General features: G+C 70.4%; 14 protein-coding genes and 1 pseudogene. 3 read left to right on the top strand and 12 right to left on the bottom strand.

Annotated features, from left to right (window positions below; all coding sequences use genetic code 11):
- Nucleotides 1-279 (top strand): annotated as a pseudogene (locus ACWCRJ_RS13295) (serine hydroxymethyltransferase); the annotation flags it as partial.
- Nucleotides 280-336: 57 nt separating this feature from the next.
- On the opposite strand, the gene ACWCRJ_RS13290 reads toward ACWCRJ_RS13295, so the two are convergent.
- The 9 genes from ACWCRJ_RS13290 to ACWCRJ_RS13250 all read right to left on the bottom strand — a co-directional run bounded on the left by ACWCRJ_RS13290 (nt 337) and on the right by ACWCRJ_RS13250 (nt 14,664).
- Entirely contained in the window at nt 337-945 is a 609-nt protein-coding gene (locus ACWCRJ_RS13290; RefSeq protein ID WP_450939394.1) for a sarcosine oxidase subunit gamma, read from the bottom strand.
- A complete protein-coding gene (locus tag ACWCRJ_RS13285; RefSeq protein WP_450939393.1) occupies nt 938-4,165 on the bottom strand; it encodes a sarcosine oxidase subunit delta family protein in 3,228 nt (1,075 codons plus the stop codon). The genes ACWCRJ_RS13290 and ACWCRJ_RS13285 overlap by 8 nt, the downstream gene beginning before the upstream one ends.
- Nucleotides 4,166-4,176: 11 nt before the next feature.
- Nucleotides 4,177-5,409, bottom strand: a complete 1,233-nt coding sequence (locus tag ACWCRJ_RS13280; protein WP_450939392.1) for a sarcosine oxidase subunit beta family protein — start codon at nt 5,407-5,409, stop codon at nt 4,177-4,179.
- Nucleotides 5,410-5,467: 58 nt separating this feature from the next.
- Nucleotides 5,468-6,328, bottom strand: coding sequence for a bifunctional methylenetetrahydrofolate dehydrogenase/methenyltetrahydrofolate cyclohydrolase (locus ACWCRJ_RS13275; protein ID WP_450939391.1), 861 nt, complete (start codon nt 6,326-6,328; stop codon nt 5,468-5,470).
- A 31-nt stretch (nt 6,329-6,359) separates the two neighbouring features.
- Nucleotides 6,360-8,798: a GcvT family protein gene (locus tag ACWCRJ_RS13270; RefSeq protein ID WP_450939390.1), complete on the bottom strand. Its 2,439-nt coding sequence runs from the start codon at nt 8,796-8,798 to the stop codon at nt 6,360-6,362.
- Between the two features lie 264 nt (nt 8,799-9,062).
- The gene (locus tag ACWCRJ_RS13265) at nt 9,063-10,043 is read right to left on the bottom strand and encodes an ABC transporter substrate-binding protein (protein ID WP_450939389.1); all 981 of its coding nucleotides are present in this window, start codon (nt 10,041-10,043) and stop codon (nt 9,063-9,065) included.
- Between the two features lie 12 nt (nt 10,044-10,055).
- On the bottom strand, nt 10,056-12,086 hold the full coding sequence (locus ACWCRJ_RS13260; RefSeq protein ID WP_450939388.1) for an ABC transporter permease: 2,031 nt from the start codon (nt 12,084-12,086) through the stop codon (nt 10,056-10,058).
- Entirely contained in the window at nt 12,086-13,174 is a 1,089-nt protein-coding gene (locus tag ACWCRJ_RS13255; RefSeq protein ID WP_450939387.1) for a quaternary amine ABC transporter ATP-binding protein, read from the bottom strand. Before ACWCRJ_RS13255 ends, ACWCRJ_RS13260 begins: the two co-directional genes overlap by 1 nt.
- Nucleotides 13,175-13,194: 20 nt before the next feature.
- Entirely contained in the window at nt 13,195-14,664 is a 1,470-nt protein-coding gene (locus ACWCRJ_RS13250) for an aldehyde dehydrogenase family protein (RefSeq protein ID WP_450939386.1), read from the bottom strand.
- A 218-nt stretch (nt 14,665-14,882) separates the two neighbouring features.
- On the opposite strand from ACWCRJ_RS13250, the gene purU reads away from it, so the two are divergent.
- Nucleotides 14,883-15,764 carry a formyltetrahydrofolate deformylase gene (gene purU / locus ACWCRJ_RS13245; protein ID WP_046914189.1) on the top strand — a complete coding sequence of 294 codons (882 nt, stop codon included), beginning with the start codon at nt 14,883-14,885 and terminating at the stop codon, nt 15,762-15,764.
- Nucleotides 15,765-15,950: 186 nt separating this feature from the next.
- On the opposite strand, the gene ACWCRJ_RS13240 is transcribed toward purU, so the two are convergent.
- Nucleotides 15,951-16,787 carry a methylenetetrahydrofolate reductase gene (locus ACWCRJ_RS13240; RefSeq protein ID WP_450939385.1) on the bottom strand — a complete coding sequence of 279 codons (837 nt, stop codon included), beginning with the start codon at nt 16,785-16,787 and terminating at the stop codon, nt 15,951-15,953.
- Between the two features lie 3 nt (nt 16,788-16,790).
- Nucleotides 16,791-18,470: a choline dehydrogenase gene (gene betA / locus ACWCRJ_RS13235; RefSeq protein ID WP_450939384.1), complete on the bottom strand. Its 1,680-nt coding sequence runs from the start codon at nt 18,468-18,470 to the stop codon at nt 16,791-16,793.
- A gap of 201 nt (nt 18,471-18,671) precedes the next feature.
- Here betA and ACWCRJ_RS13230 point away from each other — a divergent pair, with 201 nt between their 5' ends.
- The gene (locus ACWCRJ_RS13230; RefSeq protein ID WP_450939401.1) at nt 18,672-19,418 is read left to right on the top strand and encodes an IclR family transcriptional regulator; all 747 of its coding nucleotides are present in this window, start codon (nt 18,672-18,674) and stop codon (nt 19,416-19,418) included.
- On the opposite strand, the gene ACWCRJ_RS13225 is transcribed toward ACWCRJ_RS13230, so the two are convergent.
- On the bottom strand, nt 19,406-20,557 hold the full coding sequence (locus tag ACWCRJ_RS13225; RefSeq protein ID WP_450939383.1) for an aromatic ring-hydroxylating oxygenase subunit alpha: 1,152 nt from the start codon (nt 20,555-20,557) through the stop codon (nt 19,406-19,408). The two genes, ACWCRJ_RS13230 and ACWCRJ_RS13225, sit on opposite strands and share 13 nt — an antisense overlap.
- Nucleotides 20,558-20,609: the final 52 nt, after the last annotated feature.

Here is a 20,609-nt window from a genome sequence, read left to right as displayed (position 1 = left end):
GCACTCGACGGACAACAGGCCGAGGACCGCCTCCACGAGGTCGGCATCACCGTCAACCGCAACGCCGTCCCCAACGACCCGCGCCCCCCGATGGTCACCTCCGGCCTGCGCATCGGCACCCCCGCCCTCGCCACCCGCGGCTTCACCACCGCGGACTTCACCGAGGTCGCCGACGTCATCGCCCAGGCCCTCAAGCCCGAACCCGACACCGGAGCGCTCAAGGCCCGGGTCAAAGCCCTCGCCGACAAACACCCGCTCTACCCGACACTCGGGAAGTAAAGCTCTGTGGGGCACCCTGACGGGTGCCCCACAGAGGTCGGTGCGTGTGCTGTCGGCTCAGGCCGACAGGTGTTCCGTCGCCGCGTCCAGCAGCCAGTCCGTCAGATACCCGGCGAAGGACGAGCGGACCAGTACCCAGAACCCCGTGCCGGGTTCGTCGCGGGCGACCAGGACGACCTGGGTGCGGCCCAGGGTGGTCTGGGCGCAGCGTCCGGCGCCGAAGGCACGTGGGTGCAGGTCCAGGGCGCAGCCGTGGGACAGGAGCTCGCGCGCGCCGGGGCCGGCCACGAGGAGGGTGGTGCGCTGGGCGGAGACGTCGGTGACGGAGACGGGTTCGTCGCCGGCGGCCGTGCGGATCCGGTCCTCCAGGTCCCGGGCGCTGCCCGGCGGGCCCACCAGCAGCCATTCGTCGGGCCCCAGCCACAGCGCGGTCAACTGCCCGGCGCGCACGACGGTGCCGGGTTCGAGCGGCAGCGGGAGATCCAGGGCGAGGCCGATGGCGTCGGCGGCCGCCCCCTTGGCGTCCAGGCGGATGTCGAACTGGGTCAGGAAGGGGAGTTCGGCCAGCCGGATGGCGCCCTGGGAGGCGCGGGTGGCGGAGGCCAGGCGACCCGCGGCGTCGGACAAGGGGCTGCGGGGCGGGGCGGTGAGTGCGGTGTCAGCCATCGCGACGGGCTCCCTCGGGGTCGTAGAGGACGGGGCTTGCCACGGTCACCGGGACCAGCCGGTCGCCCACGGGGGCGTACAGCCGTTCGCCGATGCGGTCCCGGCCGCCCTTGATCAGGGCGAGCGCGAAGGTCCGGCCGAGGGCGGCGCTGCGGTAGCTGGAGGTGACATGGCCGAGCATCGGGACGGGCGGCGCCGGCAGCACGCTGTCGGCGACCAGGTGGGTGCCCTCGGGGAGGAAGGTGCCCGGGTCCTCGGGCAGGAGGCCGACGAGGTGCTTGCGGTCGGTGCGGAGGGTGTCGGCGCGGGCGTAGGAGCGTTTGCCGATGAAGTCGGGCTTCTTCTTCGAGACCACCCAGCTCATGCCGAGGTCCTGCGGGGTGACGGTGCCGTCGGTGTCCTGGCCGACGATGGGGTAGCCCTTCTCGGCGCGCAGGACGTGCATGGTCTCGGTGCCGTAGGGGGTGATGCCGTACGCGGCCCCGGCCTCGTACAGCGCCTGCCAGAGGGTGAGGGCGTCCCAGGGCGAGACGTTGATCTCGTAGGCGAGTTCGCCGGAGAAGCTGATCCGGCAGACCCGGGCGTCGATGCCGGCGACGGCCGTCTCGCGCCAGGCCATGAAGGGGAAGTCGTCGTTGGACACGGCCAGTTGGGGTGCGAGTGCGCCGAGGACGTCTCGGGAGCGGGGGCCGACCAGGGCGACGGTGGCCCACTGTTCGGTCACGGACGTGCAGTGGACCTTGAGGTCGGGCCACTCGGTCTGCAGCCACTCCTCCATCCAGTCCAGTACGGCGGCCGCGTTGCCGGTCGTGGTGGTGACCAGGAAGCGGTCCTGGGCGAGGCGGATGACCGTGCCGTCGTCGAAGAGCATGCCGTCCAGGCGGCACATGACGCCGTAGCGGATCATGCCGACCTTCAGGGTGGACATCATGTTGGTGTAGAGCCGGTCGAGGAACACGGCGGCGTCCGGGCCCTGAACGTCGATCTTGCCGAGGGTGGAGGCGTCCATGAAGGCGACGCCGTCGCGGGCGGCGGCGCACTCGCGCAGCACGGCCGTCTCCATGTCCTCGCCGCCTCGCGGGTAGTACCAGGGGCGCTTCCACTGGCCGACGTTCTCGAAGAGCGCGCCGTGTTCGACGTGCCACGTGTGCAGGGCCGTGGTGCGGATCGGGTCGTGCAGGGCGCCCCGGTCGCGGCCCGCGAGGGTGGCGAAGGAGACGGGGGTGTACGGGGGCCGGAACGTGGTCGTGCCGAGTGCGGAGACGTCCACGCCGAGCAGTTCGGCGACCACGCCGCTGGCCAGGACTCCGGAGGTCTTGCCCTGGTCGTTGGCGGTGCCGGCGGTGGTGTAGCGCTTGGTGTGCTCGACCGAGCGCATGCCGGCGCCCGTCGCGCGGGTCAGGTCGTCGACGGTGACATCGCGTTGGAGGTCGACGAAGCGGGGGCGGCCGGTGCGACCCGGGACGGCGTACACGTGCATCGGCGGCGTCGGTCGCGGCTGGGCGGGCACCTGCGGGAGAGGGGGTGCCTCGGAGCGGTAGCCCTCGGCCTCGATGGCGCGGGCTCCGGCGGCGGCGCCCTGGGCGAGGACGGCGGCGAGGCCGAAGACGCCGCCGGCGCTGCCCGCCACCTCGACCGCCTGACGGCAGGTGTCGGGGACGAAGGAACCCAGCGCCTCGTCGTGGCGCAGCTTGCCGCCCGCCTGGCTGAAGAGGTGCGCGGCCGGGTTCCAGCCGCCGGACACCAGCAGGAGGTCGGCGGCGAACCGCCGCTGTCCCTCGGACTCCCCGTACGGGGCGACGGACACGGCGGTGAGGCGCGGTTCGCCCTCCGTGCCGGTGACGGCGTGCCCGGCCAGCACCTCGATGCCGGCCTCGCGGGCGCGCCGCGCCCACTCGCCCGGTTCGGGGCGGGTGTCGACGATCGCAGCGATGTCGACGCCCGCCGCGGCGAGGTCAAGGGCCGCCGCGTAGGCGCTGTCGTTGGTGGTGAACACGACGGCGCGGCGGCCCGGCAGGACGCCGTGGCTCAGGGCGTGGGTGCGGGCAGAGGCGGCCAGCATCACGCCGGGGCGGTCGTTGTCCGCGAAGGCGAGGGAGCGCTCGTGGGCGCCGGTGGCGAGGACGACACGGCGGGCGCGGATGCGCCAGACCCGTTCGCGGGAGACATGTGCGGGAGCGCTCGCGCCCAGGTGGTTGGTGCGGCGTTCCACGGCGAGGAGGTGGTTGTCGTCGTAGTAGCCGAAGACGGTCGTGCGGCGCAGCACCCGGACGTCGGGGGCGGTGTCGAGATGCGCACTCAACTCGCGTGCCCAGTCGAGGAGTTCACTGGTACCGAGCAGGCTGCCGCCGAGTTCGGGCCGGTCGTCGGCGAGGATGACGCGGGCACCGCTGCGGGCGGCGGCGGCCGCGGCGGCGAGGCCGGCCGGGCCCGCGCCGACGATCAGCAGGTCGCAGTGGGCGTGTACGGCGTCGTAGCGGGCGGGGTCCGGTTCGGTGGCGAGGCGGCCCTGGCCGGGGAGGCTGCTCGCGACGAGGCCGTCGTACAGCTCGACGGTGGTCGCGGGGAGCATCGGCTCGGGGAAGGGGGCCTCGATCTGGATGACCGCGTTGGGTTCCTCGACGCCGGCCGAGAAGATGCCCCGGGGGCGGCCGAGTTTGATGCTGGTGCCCGTCTGGATGACCCCGTTGGCGAGGAGGGCGGAGGCGAGGGTGTCGCCTCGGTAGCCCTGGTACTCGGTGCCGTCGAAGACGAACGTCAGGGGGGTGTCGCGGTCGATGTGGCCGCCGGTGGGCAGACGGAAGGGCTGAGTCTCGCCCCCCGCCGGCGCCGGACGGGCCGGTGGTGCCGGGCTGGGCCGGGGAGTGGCCGGACGCGGCTCGGGGCTCGCCGGGGGCTCCACGAAAGCCGCGCGCGCGTCGGAGCTCGGCGCGCGCCGCAGTTCCTCCGTGGCCGGGCGCGGTTCTCCCGCCCGGTACACCGCCAGGATCTCGTTGGTCGCGGTGTCCCGTACCGCGTTGAACCACTTGCGGCAGCCCGCCGCGTGGCTCCACCGCTCGGCGAAGGGGCCCTTGGGGTTGTCACGGAAGAAGAGGTAGCGGGCCCACTCCTCGTCGGTGAGGGCCGACGGGGTCTCGGGGTAGGGCACGTGTCCCTGGCCGCCGTAGTGGAACTCGGCCTCGTCGCGGGGCCCGCACCACGGGCAGGTGATGAGCAGCATGGTTGGGCTCCCTAGTGGGCCACCGCGGCCGCGCCGTGCTCGTCGACGAGCGCGCCGGTGGTGAAACGGTCGAGCGAGAAGGGGGCGTTGAGGGGGTGGGGGGTGTCGTGGGCGATGGTGTGGGCGTAGACCCAGCCGACCCCCGGGGTGGCCTTGAAACCGCCCGTGCCCCAGCCGCAGTTGAGGTAGAGGTTGTCGACCGGGCTGAGGCCGATGATCGGGGAGGCGTCGGGGCTGGTGTCGACGATGCCGCCCCAGGTGCGCAGGACGTGGGCGCGGGCGAAGACCGGGAAGAGCTCCAGCGCGGCGGACATCTGCTCCTCGATGATGTGGAACGCGCCGCGCTGGGTGTAGGAGTTGTACGAGTCGATGCCCGCGCCCATCACCAGCTCGCCCTTGTGGGCCTGGCTGACGTACACATGGACCGCGTTGGACATCACGACCGTCGGGTGCACGGGCTCCAGCAGCTCCGAGACCAGTGCCTGCAACGGGTGGCTCTGGAGCGGGAGTTCGATGCCGGCCATGGCGGCCAGGACCGAGGTGTGGCCCGCCGAGCAGAGCGCGACCTTGCCGGCCGCGATCGGGCCGAGCGTCGTCCGCACGCCGACCACTCTGCCGCCGACCACGTCCAGGCCGGTGACCTCGCAGTTCTGGATGATGTCGATGCCCGCGGCGTCCGCGGAGCGGGCCAGGCCCCAGGCCACGTGGTCGTGCTTGGCGATGCCGGCCCGGGGCTGGTAGGTGGCGCCCAGGACCGGGTAGCGCACGTCCGGGGAGATGTTGACGATCGGGCAGACTTCCTTCACCTGCTCGGCGTCCAGCCACTGTGCGTCCACGCCGTTGAGGCGGTTGGCCTCCACGCGGCGCACGCTGTCCCGGACGTCCTGCAGGCTGTGCGCCAGGTTCAGCACACCGCGCTGGGAGAACAGGATCGGGTAGTCCAGTTCCTCCGCCAGGCCCTCCCACAGTTTGAGCGCGTGCTCGTAGATGCCGGCGCTCTCGTCCCACAGGTAGTTGGAGCGGATGATGGTGGTGTTGCGGGCCATGTTGCCGCCCGCGAGCCAGCCCTTCTCCAGCACGGCCACGTTGGTGATGCCGTGGTTCTTCGCGAGGTAGTGGGCGGTGGCGAGACCGTGTCCGCCGCCGCCGACGACGATCACGTCGTAACTGCGCTTCGGCTCCGGTGTGCGCCACAGCCAGTCGGGGTGTTCGGGCAGCTCGGCGCCGGGGGTACGGGGGCTCATCGGACGTCTCCGTCGTGTGAGAGGTACGGATGCTGCGAGTACTCGGGGACGTGCGCGTTCATACGGCGGTCGCGTTCCTCTCGGCGGCCTCGGCGACGTTGGCCAGCAACATCGCCCGTGTCATCGGTCCCACGCCGCCGGGCATCGGCGCGAGCCATCCGGCGACCTGGGCGGCGTCCGGGTGGACGTCGCCGACCAGGCCCTCGTCGGTGCGGGTGATGCCCACGTCCAGGACGGCCGCGCCGGGGCGCAGCATGTCCTTCGTGATCAGTCCGGGTGAGCCGGCCGCCGCGACGACGATGTCCGCCTCGCGTACGTGCCAGGCCAGGCCCGTGGTGCCGGTGTGGCAGAGGGTGACCGTGGCGTTCTCGGACCTGCGGGTGAGGAGCAGGCCGAGGGGCCGTCCCACCGTGATGCCGCGGCCGATCACACAGACCCTCGCTCCGGCGATCGGCACCTCGTAGCGGCGCAGCAGCTCGACGATGCCGCGCGGGGTGCACGGCAGCGGCGCCGCCTCGCCGAGAACCAGCCGGCCGAGGCTGACGGGGTGCAGGCCGTCGGCGTCCTTCGCCGGGTCCATGCGCTCCAGCACGGCGCCCGCGTCCAGATGGCGCGGGAGCGGCAGCTGGACGATGTATCCGGTGCAGGCCGGGTCGGCGTTCAGCTCGTCGACGACGTCCTCGACCTGGCGCTGTGTGGCGTCGGCGGGCAGTTCACGACGGATCGAGGCGATGCCGACCTGGGCGCAGTCCCGGTGCTTGCCGCCCACGTAGGCACGGCTGCCGGGGTCGTCCCCGACGAGGACGGTCCCGAGACCGGGCGGAGGCCCGCCGGCGGCGGTCGACTTGCCTACACGCTCGGCGATTTCACGACGAATGACGGCGGCCGTGGCCTTCCCGTCGAGCAACTGTGCGCTCACGGACGGTGCTCCTTCCGATCTCCGGACCCACTCACCCACGAAGACGGGACATCGACGGGTCGAACAGCGGCTCCTCGGCCACCACGGCCTCGACGCGCTGGTCGAAGTACCCGATGTGCAGCGCGGTCCCGGGGACCGCCAGCTCCGCCGGCAGCCACGCGTACGCGATCCCCTTGCCGATGGTGTAGCCGTACGCCGCGCTCGTGACGTAGCCGACGGCCGAGTCGCCGTCGTAGACCGGCTCCTTGCCCATGACGACCGACCTGGGGTCGTCGATGGTGAGGCAGGTCAGCTTCCGGCGGACGTCGGCCGCGCGGCGCTCCAGCGCGGCCTTGCCGATGAAGTCGTCCTTGTCGCGCTTGACGGCGAAGCCGACGCCGGCCTCGTAGGGATCGTGCTCGTAGGTCATGTCGGTGCCGAAGGAGCGGTACCCCTTCTCCAGGCGGAGGCTGTTGAAGGCGCCGCGCCCGGCGATGACACCGCCGAGCGGCCGGGCGGCGGCCCACAGGGTGTCCCACAGCTTCTGACCGAGGTCGGCGGTCGTGTACAGCTCCCAGCCGAGTTCGCCGACGTACGACAGCCGCATGGCCGTGACCGGGACGGTGCCGATGTGGGCGCGCTTGGCGCGGAAGTACTTCAGGCCGTCGGCCGAGAAGTCCTCGTCCGTCAGCGGCTGGAGGACCTTGCGGGCGAGCGGGCCCCACAGGCCGATGCAGCAGGTGCCGGCGGTGATGTCGCGGACCTGGACCGTGCCGTCGGCGGGGAGGTGGCGGGTGAACCAGTCGAGGTCGAGGTTGCCGTTGGCGCCGACCTGGAAGACGTCGCGGGCGAGGCGGGCCACGGTGATGTCGCTGCGGATGCCGCCGTCGTGGTCGAGCAGCAGGGTGTACGTCACCGAGCCGACGGACTTGGCGACCTTGCCGGTGACCAGGCGCTCCAGGAAGGCGGCGGAGCCGGGGCCGGTGACCTCCAGGCGCTTGAGGGCCGTCATGTCGTACATCGCGACGGTCTCGCGGGTGGCCTGGGCCTCGGCGCCGACGATGGGCGACCAGTACCGCGCGGCCCAGTCGTTGGGGGTGGGGATGTTGCGGCCCTCGACCAGGGGGGCGTTGGCCTCGTACCACTGGGGGCGCTCCCAGCCGGCCGCCTCCAGGAAGACGGCTCCGTGCTCCTGCTGGCGGGTGTGGAAGGGGCTGGTGCGGATCGGGCGCGGGTCACCGGACGGCTGCAGGGGGTGCAGGATGTCGTAGACCTCGACGAAGTTCTGGCAGTCGCGGGCCAGGACGTACTCCGGGGACAGCTGGTGCGGTTCGAAGCGGTTGACGTCGCACTCGTGCAGGTCGAAGGAGGAGCAGTGGCCGTCGACCAGCCATTCGGCGACGGCCCGGCCCACGCCCGCGGAGTGGGTGACCCAGACCGCCTCCGCGACCCAGAAGCCCTTGACGTCGGGGGATTCACCGAGGAGCGGGTAGCCGTCGGTGGTGAAGGAGAACAGGCCGTTGATGCCCTCCTCGACCTTGGCCTGCGCCGTCGCCGGCAGCAGGGACTGCGTCTCGGTCCAGGCGTCGGCGAAGTCCTCCTCGGTGAACTTCAGGACCGACGGCATCGCGTCGGCCTCGTCCACGGAGAGGATGTCGTCGGCGGAGATGGGCATGGGGCGGTGGCCGTAGTAGCCGATGCCGATGCCGTCGTAGCGGTCGCGGTAGTAGAGGTCGGCGTCCTGGTGGCGCAGGATCGGCCGCACCGCCTCCTCGGTCTGGCCGGCCAGTGCCGGCACCGGGCCGGTCCAGGCGAGCTGGTGGGCGAGCGGGGTGAGCGGGAGGTTCATGCCGACCATGCGGGCGATCCTCGGCCCCCAGATGCCGGCGCAGCACACGACGATGTCGGCCGGCAGGTCGCCCTGGTCGGTGCGGACGCCGGTCACCTCGCCGTCCGTCCGGAGCACGTCCAGGACCTCGTGGCGGGCGAGGAAGGTGACGCCGCGCTCGGTGGCGCGGCGGATCTGCGCCTCGACGGCGAGGACGGCCTTGGCGAGGCCGTCCGTCGGCACGAGGAGGCCGCCGAGGACCCGGTCGCGGTTGACCAGCGGGTGTTGTTCGACGCACTCGTCGGCGCTCAGCAGGCGGGCCTCGATACCCCAGGCGGTGATCCAGCCGTGGCGGCGGTGCAGTTCGGTCAGGCGCTCGGGGGTGGTGGCCACTTCGAGGCCGCCGACCTGGAGGAAGCAGGGCTCGCCGTCGACGTCGAGGGAGCAGAACTTCTCGACGGTGTAGCGCGCGAGTTCGGTCATGGTCTTGGACGGGTTGGTCTGGAAGACCAGGCCCGGGGCGTGCGACGAGGAGCCCCCGGTGGCGGGGAGCGGGCCCTGGTCGACCACGGTCACTTCGGTCCAGCCGCGCGCGGAGATCTCGTCCGCGAGGGCCGCGCCAACGACGCCCGCTCCGATGATGACCACTCGGGGTCCCGCCATCGCCGCACCTCCGATTGAAATCGAGTCCAGCCGGTTCAGTTGCTGTCTGCGCAACAAGGTTCAGGTTGCGCAACTCAATGTGCCTGCCGCGAGGAGGGGGTGTCAAGAGGTCCGTGACCCGAGGAAAACGGCATCGGGGACGGCCCCGGACACGGCACCGGACGGGGTCCTCGGACCGCCCCCGGACACGGCGATGCCCGGTGGGCGGCGCACCTGGGTGCACGCCGCCCACCGGGCATGTTCGACCGCTGATCCGTCCTGCGGTTACTTGATCCAGGCCTCGACCTTGGCGCGGTTGGCCTCGACCCACTTCTTCGCCGCGGCCTCGGGCGTCATCTTGTCCACCGCGATGTACTTGGCGACGGTGTTCTGGTCGTCGTTGGTCCAGGTGAAGTTCTTGACCAGGTCATAGGCCGGGCTGCCCGACTCGGCGAACTTCGTGCTGACGATCTTGTCGAGTTCGTAGACGGGGTAGTCGCAGGCCACCTTCTCCGCGTCCGCGTCGCAGCCCGCCTTGTACTCCGGCAGCTTGACCTTGACCAGGGGCACCTCGGCCATGAACCACTGGGGCTCGTAGAAGTAGCCGATCACCCATTCCTTGTCCTTCTCCGCCTTGCGGAAGGCCTGGATGAGGGCGGTCTCGCTGCCCGCGTACACCACCTTGAAGTCCAGCTTCAGGTTCTTCACCAGGGCCTCGTCGTTGGTGACGAACGACGGGTCGCCGTCGAGGAGCTGGCCCTTGCCGCCCGACTCGGAGGTCTTGAACTTGTCGGCGTACTTGTCGAGGTTGTTCCAGTCGATGATGTCGGGGTGCGCCTTCGCCAGCCACGGCGGCACGTACCAGCCGATCAGACCCTCGTTGCCGGTCGCCCCGGCCTCCACGGCGGTCTTCTGGTCGGTGATGTACTTCTTCTTCAGGTCGTCGTGGCCCCAGTTCTCGATGACCGCGTCGACCTCACCGGTCCCGAAGCCCTGCCAGGCGATCTCCTCCTTGAGGTCCTTCTTGGTGACCTTGCAGCCGAGGTCCTTCTCGGCGACGTACGCGACGACCGCCGCGTTCGCCTCGTAACCCACCCACGGGTTGACGGCGAGGTTGAAGGTGCCGCACTTGCCCGAGCCGCCCGACTCGTCGGAGCCCGACGACGAGTTGTCACCGACCTTCGCACCGCTGCAGGCGGTGAGGGCGAGGCCGAGGACGGCCAGTCCGGCCACGCCGGCTCTCCACTGTCGTATAGGTGTTGCCATGGTCAGTGCTCCTTATGCGCTGACGCGCCGCGCGGCGGCCTGCGTGATCCGGTCGAACATGACTCCGAGAAGGACGATGGCGAGGCCCGCCGCGAGTCCCTTCCCGTACAGCTGCCCCTGGGAGAATCCGGCTACGACGTCGTAGCCGAGGGCACCGGCTCCCACCAGGCCTCCCACCACCACCATGGACAGTACATAGATCAGACCCTGGTTGGTGGCGAGCGTCAACGCACTGCGGGACATGGGCAGTTGAACCTTGGTGATGATCTGCCAGGTGTTGCACCCGGCGGCCGTGGCCGCCTCCACGGTGGTCGCCGGTACGGCCCGTACCCCATCCGCGATGATCTTGATGGCGACCGGGGCGGCGTAGACGATCGCGGCGACGATGGCCGTGAAGCGGGTCGCGCCGAACAGCGCGAGGAACGGCACGAGGTAGACGAAGGGGGGCATGACCTGTGCCGCGTCCAGGGTGGGCCGCAGGACACGGTCCACGAGCGCGCTGCGCCCCATCCACACGCCGAAGGCCATGCCGAGCACCATCACCAGCACCGTCGCGACGAGTGTCGAGGCCAGCGTGGTCATGCTGTCCGACCACAGGCCCGTACCGAGCAGCAGGCCCAGGCACACGGCCGCGGTGACGCCGGCGCGCCAGCCGCCGAGCACCGTGCCGAGCGCGATCAGCACCGCGGCGACGAGCCACCACGGGGAGTCGGTGAGCAGCGACTGGAACGGGTTGAGCAGGCCGTTGGTGAGAGCGTCCCGGAAGGCGTTGGTGAGGCCGGAGAGGCTGTCCTGCACCCAGGTGGTCGTGGTGTCCGCCGCTCGCGCGACGGAGCTGCCGACGTCGCCCTCACCGGGGAACTCGGCCGCCCACACATAGGTGTGCGACAAGAAGACGAGGACGGCGGTGACGACGCCACCGGCGGCCAGCAGCGGCCGTCGCCAGGTGACGAAGCGTCCGGTCGAGCGCCGTGCCGTCTCCTGGCGCGCGCTGGCGGCGGTGGTGACCCGGTCCAGGACGATGGCCATGACGACGATCGCGAGTCCCGCGTTGAAGGCGGTACCCACGTCGAGCGACTGCAGGGCCTGGAGGACGGTCTTGCCGAGGCCGGGCGCGTCGATCAGGGCCGCGATGGTCACCATGGCCAGGGCCGCCATGATCGACTGGTTGACGCCCATCACCACGGTCCGCTTGGACATCGGCAGCAGGACCTTCAGCAGCCCCTGCCACCGGGTGGCCCCCAGCGAGTCGGCCGCCTCGACGGTGGTCTCGGGCACCGACCGGATGGCGTGCGCGGTGATACGGATCGCGGGCGGCGCCGCGTAGATCACGGTGGCGATGGTGGCGGAGGCGCCGCCGATGAGGAAGAAGAGGGTCAGCGGGGCCAGGTAGACGAAGGTCGGCATCGTCTGCATGAAGTCCAGGAACGGTGTCACGAGCCGGTTGAACCGCTCGGACAGTCCGGCCCACACGCCCAGCGGGATCGCGAACAGCAGCGCCACGAACACGGCGGAGACAGTGAGGGCCAAGGTGTCCATGCTCTCCTGCCACAGGCCCTGCAGCCCGAGGAAGGTGAAGCCGGCCACGGCCAGGAGGGCGACCCGCCAGTTGCCCACGGCCCAGGAGACGTAGCCCGCGATGCCGACGACGCCGAGCCAGCCGATCTGCGGGAGGGGCCGGTCGGCGGAGGGCTGGGAGATCAGTTCCTGGATGAAGGTCACCAGAGTGTCGATGACCAGGCGGATCTCGTTGAAGAAGTACAGGAACAGCGGGTTGGAGTTCCGGTTGGCGCCGACGGAGTCGTTGAGGTCGTTGATCCACCGGTGCAGGTCCGTGAGGTCGGCCGCCGCGAGGGTGAGGGTCTGCTTGCCGCGCAGCACGGCGAAGAGCAGCAGCCAGGCGATCAGGATCGCGGCCACCACCGTGCCGCGCCCGACCCGGCGCAGCCGGGCGGCGGGTGAGGCGGCCGGGGGCGCGGTGTCCGTCTTTCGGGGCGGTTCGGGCTGCTGCGGTTGTTCGGGTCTCTCCACGGCGACGGTCATCACATGCCGCCTTCCTGCCCGGCGACCACCGCGAGGATCTCCTCGTCGCCGACGATGCCGAGCAGCTCACCGTTCTCGACGACCTTGACGGGCTTGTCGGCCGCCAGGACCGCCCGGGTGGCCTCGCGCACCACGACGTCTGGGCCGAGTTCGGGACCGTCCAGGGCGTCGCCGTCGTTGAGCGGGCGCATGATCCAGCGCAGGGTGAGCACGTCGCCGCGCGGGACGTCCTTGACGAACTCGCGTACGTAGTCGTCGGCCGGGGCCCCGACCAGTTCGTCGCCGGTGCCGCACTGGACCATCTTGCCGTCGCGCATGATGAGGATGCGGTCGCCGAGCTTGAGGGCCTCGGAGAGGTCGTGGGTGATGAACACCATCGTCTTGCCGACCTCGTGGTGCAGCCGGATGACCTCGTTCTGCATGTCACGGCGGATCAGCGGGTCGAGCGCCGAGAAGGGCTCGTCGAAGAAGAGGACGTCCGGGTCGCCGGCCAGTGCCCGGGCGAGTCCCACGCGCTGCTGCATACCGCCGGAGAGCTGGTCGGGGTAGGAGTTCTCGTAGCCGGACAGACCCACGAGTTCGACGACCTCCAGGGCCCGCCTGGTGCGCTCCGCCCTGCTCATGCCGCGGATCTCCAGCCCGAAGGACACGTTGTCGACGACGCGGCGGTGGGGCAGCAGCCCGAAGTGCTGGAAGACCATGGAGAACTTGCGGCGCCTCAGGTCGCGCAGGCGTGCGGCGTCGGCCTGGCGGATGTCCTCGCCCTCGAAGACGATCTCCCCGGCGGTGGGTTCGATCAGCCGGGTCAGACATCGCACCAGGGTGGACTTGCCGGAGCCGGACAGTCCCATGACGACGAAGACCTCGCCCTTGCGGACGTCGAAGTTCACGTCGCGCACGGCGGCGGTGCATCCGGTACGGTCCATCAGCTCGCGGCGGGTGAGGCCGCACAGTTCCTCCGACTCCGGCACCCGGTCCGCCTTCGGCCCGAACACCTTCCACAGCCGGCGCACGGATATGACCGGAGTACCGTCCGAGTCCTCGGGGGTACCGCGCCGCTCCGGCGCCTCGGTCTGTGTTGGGGTCACGATCGGCCTCTTCTCGGCATTCAGCCGCGGAACCAGTGTTGCGGCCGGGGTTGGATGTTCTGCCAGATGTGCTTGGGCTCTCGGTACTCGTTCAGACCGGTCGGTCCCAGCTCCCGGCCCACGCCCGAATGCCCGAACCCACCCCACTCCGCCTGCGGCACATAGGGGTGGTAGTCGTTGATCCACACCGTGCCGTGGCGCAGCCGCCGGGCGACCCGCTGGGCCTTGCCCGCGTCCTGGCTCCAGACGGCGCCGGCGAGCCCGTACTCGGTGTCGTTGGCGATGCGTACGGCGTCGTCCTCGTCGGTGAAGCGCTCCACGGTGAGCACGGGTCCGAAGGACTCCTCGTGCACCACGCGCATGTCCTGCCGGCAGTCGTCGAGCACGGTCGGCGGGTAGTAGAAGCCGTCCGCGAGTGCCGGGTCCTCGGGCCGCGCGCCGCCGCAGCGCAGGACGGCCCCCTCGGCGAGGCCGGCCGCGACGTAGGCCTCGACCTTCTCCCGGTGCTGCGCGGAGATCAGCGCTCCGGTCTCGGCCTCGGGGTCGAAGGGGCCGCCGAGCCGGATCCGCCGGGCGCGGCGGACGACCTCGTCGACGAAGGCGTCGTGGATCGAGTCCTCGACGATCAGGCGGGCGCCCGCCGAGCAGACCTGGCCCGAGTGCAGGAAGACGGCCGTGAGGGCGAAGTCGACGGCTGTCTCGAAGTCGGCGTCGGCGAAGATCACGTTGGGGTTCTTGCCGCCGAGTTCGAGGGCCACCTTCTTCACGGTCGCCGCGGCGGTGGCCATGATCCGTTTCCCGGTCTCCAGTCCCCCGGTGAAGGACACCATGTCCACGCGCGGGTCCTCGGAGAGCGGGGCGCCGACCTCGGGTCCGGTGCCCAGGACGAGGTTGGCGGCGCCGGCCGGCAGTCCCGCCTCCTCCAGTGCCCGCATCAGCAGGATCGAGGTGGAGGGGGTGAGTTCGCTGGGCTTGAGGACGATCGTGTTGCCGGCCAGCAGGGCCGGGGCGACCTTCCAACTCGCCTGCAGCAGCGGGTAGTTCCAGGGAGTGATGAGGCCGCAGACACCGATGGGCTCGTGGACGACCCGGCTGACGGCGTCGTCACGCCCGGTGTCGATCACCCGGCCGGCGTCGGTGCCGCCGAGCCCGCCGTAGTAACGGAAGCAGGAGACGACGTCGGCGATGTCGTACTCGCTCTCCACCAGCCGCTTGCCGCTGTCCAGCGACTCGGCGCGGGCGAACTCCTTGGCGTCCCGCTCGATGAGGTCGGCGGTGCGCAGCAGCAGGGCACCGCGCTCCCGCTCGGGGGTGTGGGGCCAGGGTCCCTCGTCGAAGGCGGCACGGGCCGCGGCGATCGCCGCCTCGGTGTCGGGACGTGTCCCCTCCGATACGGTCGCGGTGAGCGTGCCATCAGCGGGACAGCGGATCTCCCGGCGCCCTCCGGCCACCGGATCCCGCCATTCGCCGGCCACATACAGATCTGCCACGCGCCAAGCCCTTCAGCTGAAATGCGTTGCGCATCATGCATTCAATTGCTTGTGGTGGAACACCTTTGCGAATGCCGTCGACCTACGTCAAGAGGTTGGCCGATGACGATTTCGCCATGAGGACACTTCCCCGACCACTCTTGACCGCGAGCGGCGTCGAGCCGACCATGTTGCGTATCGCTCACCTTGTTGTGCAATACGCACCGACGGAGGCCACCGTGTCCGTAAGGTTCCCTCGATCGCAACCTGGCCGTGAGTTCGTCCTCACCCTTTCCTGCCCCGACAGCGCCGGACTGGTCCACGCGGTGAGCGGCTTCCTCGTCAGGAACTCGGGCAACATCCTGGAGAGCCAGCAGTTCGACGACCGCCTCCAGGGCCGCTTCTTCATGCGGGTCCACTTCGACGTCTCCGACCCGGACGCGACCATGAAAACCCTGTGCGACCGGTTCGGCCCCGTGGCCGAGGCGTACGGGATCACCTGGGCGCTCAGCGAGGCGTCGACCCCGACCCGCACGCTCATCATGGTGTCCCGGTTCGGCCACTGCCTGAACGACCTGCTGTTCCGCGCGCGCAGCGGCTCCCTGAACATCGAGATCCCCGCGATCGTCTCCAACCACCGGGACTTCGAGGGGCTGGCGGACACCTACGGCATCCCCTTCCACCACATCCCGGTCACCAGGGACACCAAGGCCGAGGCCGAGGCGCGTCTGCTGGAGCTGGTCCGCGACCTGGACATCGACCTGGTGGTCCTGGCCCGCTACATGCAGATCCTCTCGGACGACCTGTGCAAGCAGTTCGAGGGCCGCGCCATCAACATCCACCACTCCTTCCTCCCCAGCTTCAAGGGCGCGAAGCCGTACGACCAGGCCTACGACCGCGGGGTGAAGCTCGTCGGCGCCACCGCGCACTACGTCACCTCCGACCTGGACGAAGGGCAGATCATCGAGCAGGACGTGGTCCGGGTCGACCACTCGCTCGACCCCGGGGACCTGGTCACCGTCGGCCGGGACGTCGAGGCGCAGGTCCTCGCCCACGCGGTGAAGTGGCACAGCGAGAGCCGTGTGATGGTGGACGGCAACCGCACGGTCGTCTTCCGCTGACCACCACGCGAACGAGGGGCGGGACCCGGATGGGGTCCCGCCCCGCTTCGTATACGTCCCCTTGTACGCGACCTCCGCGCACGTCCTCTGTATACGTCCCGCGTCACGCGCTCTGTATACGTGCGCTTGTACACGTCATACGTGCGCTTGCACACGTCTTCGAGAGGCCGGCCCACCCGCCGCGCCTCAGCCCCCGAGCCGCTCCAGCAGGGCCCGGCGCCACGCCTCCGTCTCGGCGATCTGGTTGAAGGTGAACAGGTGCAGCCCGGCCACCCCCGACGCGGGCGCGGCGAGCATCTCCCCGGTACGCGTCAGCAGCTTCTCCGGCGCGTACCCCCCGGGCGTCGCGAACCGCAGGAACCACGAGGGGTGCTTCGTCAGGAAGCGCGTCGACTCGCCCACGCCGATCTTCGTCGCCATGGCCAGCAGCTTCGCCCGCTGCACGGGTCCGGCGACGCCGACGTGCACGGGCAGCGCGATGCCCCGGCCCCGTATCCGGGTGATCCACTCCCCCAGCACCCGCGGGTCGAAGCACAGGTTGCTCACGACGTACGTGGCGTGCTCGCGCTTGTCCCACATCGCCTGGACGGTGATGTCGTCGTGGATCAGGGGATGGCTCTCGGGGTAGCCGGTGACGCCGACACGGGCGAACGGCGCCCCCAGCTCGCTCAGCCGGCGGAGCACCGGCAGCGCCCCGTCGTAGGCCCCGGCCGGCGGGTCGGCGTCGCCCGCCGGGACGAAGACGTCCTCCACGCCCACCTCCCGCAGCCGGTCGACGACGTCCTTCAGGTGCGCGTCGTCCCGCAGCAGCCGCGCGGGCACGTGCGGGACGACGCGCCGGCCGTGCGCCGCGAGCCGGGCGGTCAGGTCGAGGGTCGGTTCCAGGCCCTTGACCGGCGACGCCGTCACCGTGACGACGACGTCGCGCGGAACATGGGCGAGGACCTTGTCCTCGGTCGCCTTCGCGGGCAGCACCTCGTAGCGGACGCCGTCCAGCAGCGTCCGCAGTCCTGCGGCGCCCAAGGTCTACCCCGCCTGCTTCTGCTGCGCGTCGCGGTGGCGGTAGTAGGCGGCCTCGGACGGAGCGAGCGGCTCCTTGCCCAGGATCAGGTCGGCGGCCTTCTCCGCGATCATCATCACCGGCGCGTAGATGTTGCCGTTGGTGACATAGGGCATCACCGAGGCGTCCACGACGCGCAGGCCCTCGACTCCGTGCACCCGCAGGCCGGCCGGGTCGACGACGGCCGTCTCGTCGCTGGAGGGGCCCATCTTGCAGGTGCAGGAGGGGTGCAGAGCCGTCTCGCCCTCCTTGGCGACCCAGGCGAGGATCTCCTCGTCCGACTCCACCTGCGGACCGGGCGAGACCTCCCCGTCGTTGTACGGGGCGAGCGCGGGCTGGCTGAGGAGCTTGCGGGCCACGCGGATCGCCTCGACCCACTCGCGGCGGTCCTGTTCGGTGGAGAGGTAGTTGAACCGCAGCGCGGGGTGTTCGCGCGGGTCCTTGCTCTTGATCTTCACCGAGCCGATGGCGTCGGAGTACATGGGGCCGACGTGCACCTGGTAGCCATGGCCGCCGGCCGGCGAGGAGCCGTCGTAGCGGACGGCGATCGGCAGGAAATGGAACATCAGGTTGGGGTACTCGACGTCCTCGTTGCTGCGGGCGAAGCCGCCGGCCTCGAAGTGGTTGGTGGCGGCGGGCCCCTTGCGGAAGAGCCACTGCAGCCCGATGAAGGGCGCGCGCCACTTCGCCATGTACGGCTGCATGGAGACCGGCTGCTTGCAGGCGTACTGGACGTACACCTCCAGGTGGTCCTGCATGTTCTCGCCGACCCCGGGGAGGTCGTGGACGACGTCGATGCCGAGGGCGCTCAGCTCCTCGGCGTTGCCGACGCCGGAGAGCTGCAGCAGCTGCGGGGAGTTGATCGCGCCGCCGCAGAGGATGACCTCCTTGGCGCGGACCTGCTTCAGGGCGCCGCGGCCGCGCCGGTACTCGACCCCGACGGCGCGCTTGCCCTCGAACAGGACACGGGTGACGAGGGAGCGGGTCCTGACGGTGAGGTTGGGCCGCTTCATGGCGGGCTTGAGGTACGCCTTGGAGGCGGAGAGCCGGCGTCCGCGGTGGACGTTGCGGTCGAACTTGGCGAAGCCCTCCTGCCGGTAGCCGTTGACGTCGTCCGTGGCCGGGTAGCCCGCCTCCTCGGTGGCCTTGAGGAAGGCGCCGAAGAGCGGGTTGGTCGCGGGGCCGCGTTCGAGGACGAGGGGGCCGTCGTGGCCGCGGAACTCGTCGTCCGGGTCGGCCGCGAGACAGTTCTCCATACGGCGGAAGTACGGCAGACAGTGGGCGTAGTCCCACGTCTCCATTCCGGCGTCGGCCGCCCAGCGTTCATAGTCCATGGGGTTGCCGCGCTGGAAGATCATGCCGTTGATGCTGCTGGAGCCGCCCAGCACCTTGCCTCGGGCGTGATAGACGCGTCGGCCCCCCATATGGGGTTCGGGCTCGGACTCGTACTTCCAGTCGTAGAAGCGGCTGCCGATCGGGTAGGTCAGCGCCGCGGGCATGTGGATGAAGACATCCCACGGGTAGTCGGACCGGCCGGCCTCCAGCACCAGCACCCGGTTCGCCGGATCCGCGGAGAGTCTGTTCGCCAATGCACAGCCGGCTGATCCGCCGCCGACGATGACGAAGTCGTATTGCAAGGGAGCCATGGTGCCTCGTCTCGCTCGCGCCGTAGATACGCGAGCATGCTAGTCGAGTAGCGCTATGCGCACTAGGTTGCGAACCGCGCAACTTGCATGGTCATGGGTTACGCCGTCGTTACTTGCAATGGTGTTGTTTACTACGCGTATAGTTTCACTGTGAGCAACTACAGCAACGACACGGAAACCTCGAACTCGCAGGCCGGCGGAGTGCAGTCGGTGGACCGCGCCATCAGCGTGCTGGAGATCCTGGCCCACCGGGGCGAGGCCGGCGTCAGCGAAGTGGCCGCGGAGATCGACGTTCACAAGTCCACCGCCTTCCGCCTGCTCGGCGCCCTGGAGGCGCGCGGTCTGGTGGAGCAGGCGGGCGAGCGGGGCAAGTACCGCCTCGGCTTCGGCATCGTGCGCCTGGCCGGCGCGGTGACGGGACGCATCGACATCACCCAGCAGGGCCGCCCGGTCTGCGAGAGCCTCGCCGAGGAGATCGGCGAGACCGTCAACATCGCGGTACTGCAGGAGCACTACGCGGTCAACCTCTACCAGGTACGCGGTCCCGGAGCGGTCACGGCGCACAACTGGGTCGGTCAGCTCACCCCTCTGCACGCGACGTCGAGCGGCAAGGTCCTGCTGGCCTACCTGCCCGCCAAGCAGCGCGCCGCGCTGCTCGCCGAGGCCGGCCTCAAGAAGGTCACCCCGCACACCATCACCTCGAAGACGAAGCTGGAGAAGCATCTCGTCGAGGTGCGGGAGGCGGGCTACGCCTGGACCCAGGAGGAACTGGAGATCGGCCTGCACGCCATGGCCGCGCCGGTGCTCGACCGGGAGGGCGAGGTCATCGCCGCGCTGACCGCCTCCGGCCCCTCCTACCGGTTCACCGAGGAGCGGATGCGCGAGCTGGCCCCGGTGCTGGTCAAGGGCGCCCAGGAGATCAGCCACCGCATGGGCTACCTGGGCTGACCCTCCGGCTGCGCGGAGCCGCCGCCGAGGCGCTCGTTCACCCAGTCGTGGAAGGCGCCGATGTGGTGCTCGCTGGGCACCAGCACACCGCCCTTGGCGTACAGCCGTGAGTGCATTCCGGGCTGGGTGCGCTCGCACGCCTCGAAGTCCTGCCGGTTGACCAGGTCGAAGAGTTCCACGGACCGGCTGACGTCCTTGCCGCTGTCGACGACGTGCGGGAGGTAGAGCCAGTCGCACTCGACGATCGTGCGGTCGACGGCCACCGGGTACATCCGGTGGAAGATCACGTGGTCGGGAACGAGGTTGATGAAGACCTGCGGCCGGACGGTGATCGCGTAGTAGCGGCGGTCCTGCTCCTCGGCGACACCGGGTATGCGGTCCAGGCCCTCGGAGCCGTCCACGGTGAAGCCCTGGACCTCCGCACCGAACTCGGCGCCGTGCCCGACGTAGTACTGGGCCGCGTAGCCGTCCGCGAACTCGGGCAGCACCTCGGTGAGTTCGGGGTGGATCGTGGCGCAGTGGTAGCACTCCATGAAGTTCTCGATGATGAGCTTCCAGTTGGCCTTGACGTCGTAGACGATCCGCTTGCCCACCGAGAGGTTGTCGATGTCGTAGCGCTCGATCGACTCGACGTCGCCGAGCCGCTCCACGATCGCGCCCAGCACGTCCTCCTCGAAGGAGGGCGGGTTCTCGGCGAGGCAGACCCAGACATAGCCGAGCCATTCGCGGACGGCCACGCTCACCAGGCCGTACTCGGTGCGGCCGACGTCGGGCATCTTGGTGAGGTTGGGCGCGGCGACGAGCTTGCCGTCCAGGCCGTAGGTCCAGGCGTGGTACGGGCACTGGAAGGCCCGCTTGACCTCGCCGCTCTCCTCCGTGCAGAGCTTGGCCCCCCGGTGCCGGCAGACGTTGAAGTGGGCCCGGATCGAGTTGTCCCGGGCGCGGGTGACGAGGATGCTCTCGCGGCCCACGTCGACGGTGCGGAAGGCGCCGGGCTTCGCCAGGTCCGACGAGCGGGCGACGCAGAACCACATCGTCTCGAAGATGCGCTCCTGTTCCAGGGCGAAGATCGCGGGATCGGTGTAGGCGGAGCCGGGGAGGGTGGCGATCAGGCTGTCCGGCAGGCTGGTCGAGGTCACGGTGCACTCCTCGGGGGAACGTCGTGGATCGGGCGGTCACGCGCCGGGAAGA

This window comes from Streptomyces sp. NPDC002324 (genome assembly GCF_053593335.1).
Note: the sequence above shows the minus strand (reverse complement) of the source record. Positions and strands in the feature narration are given on the sequence as shown.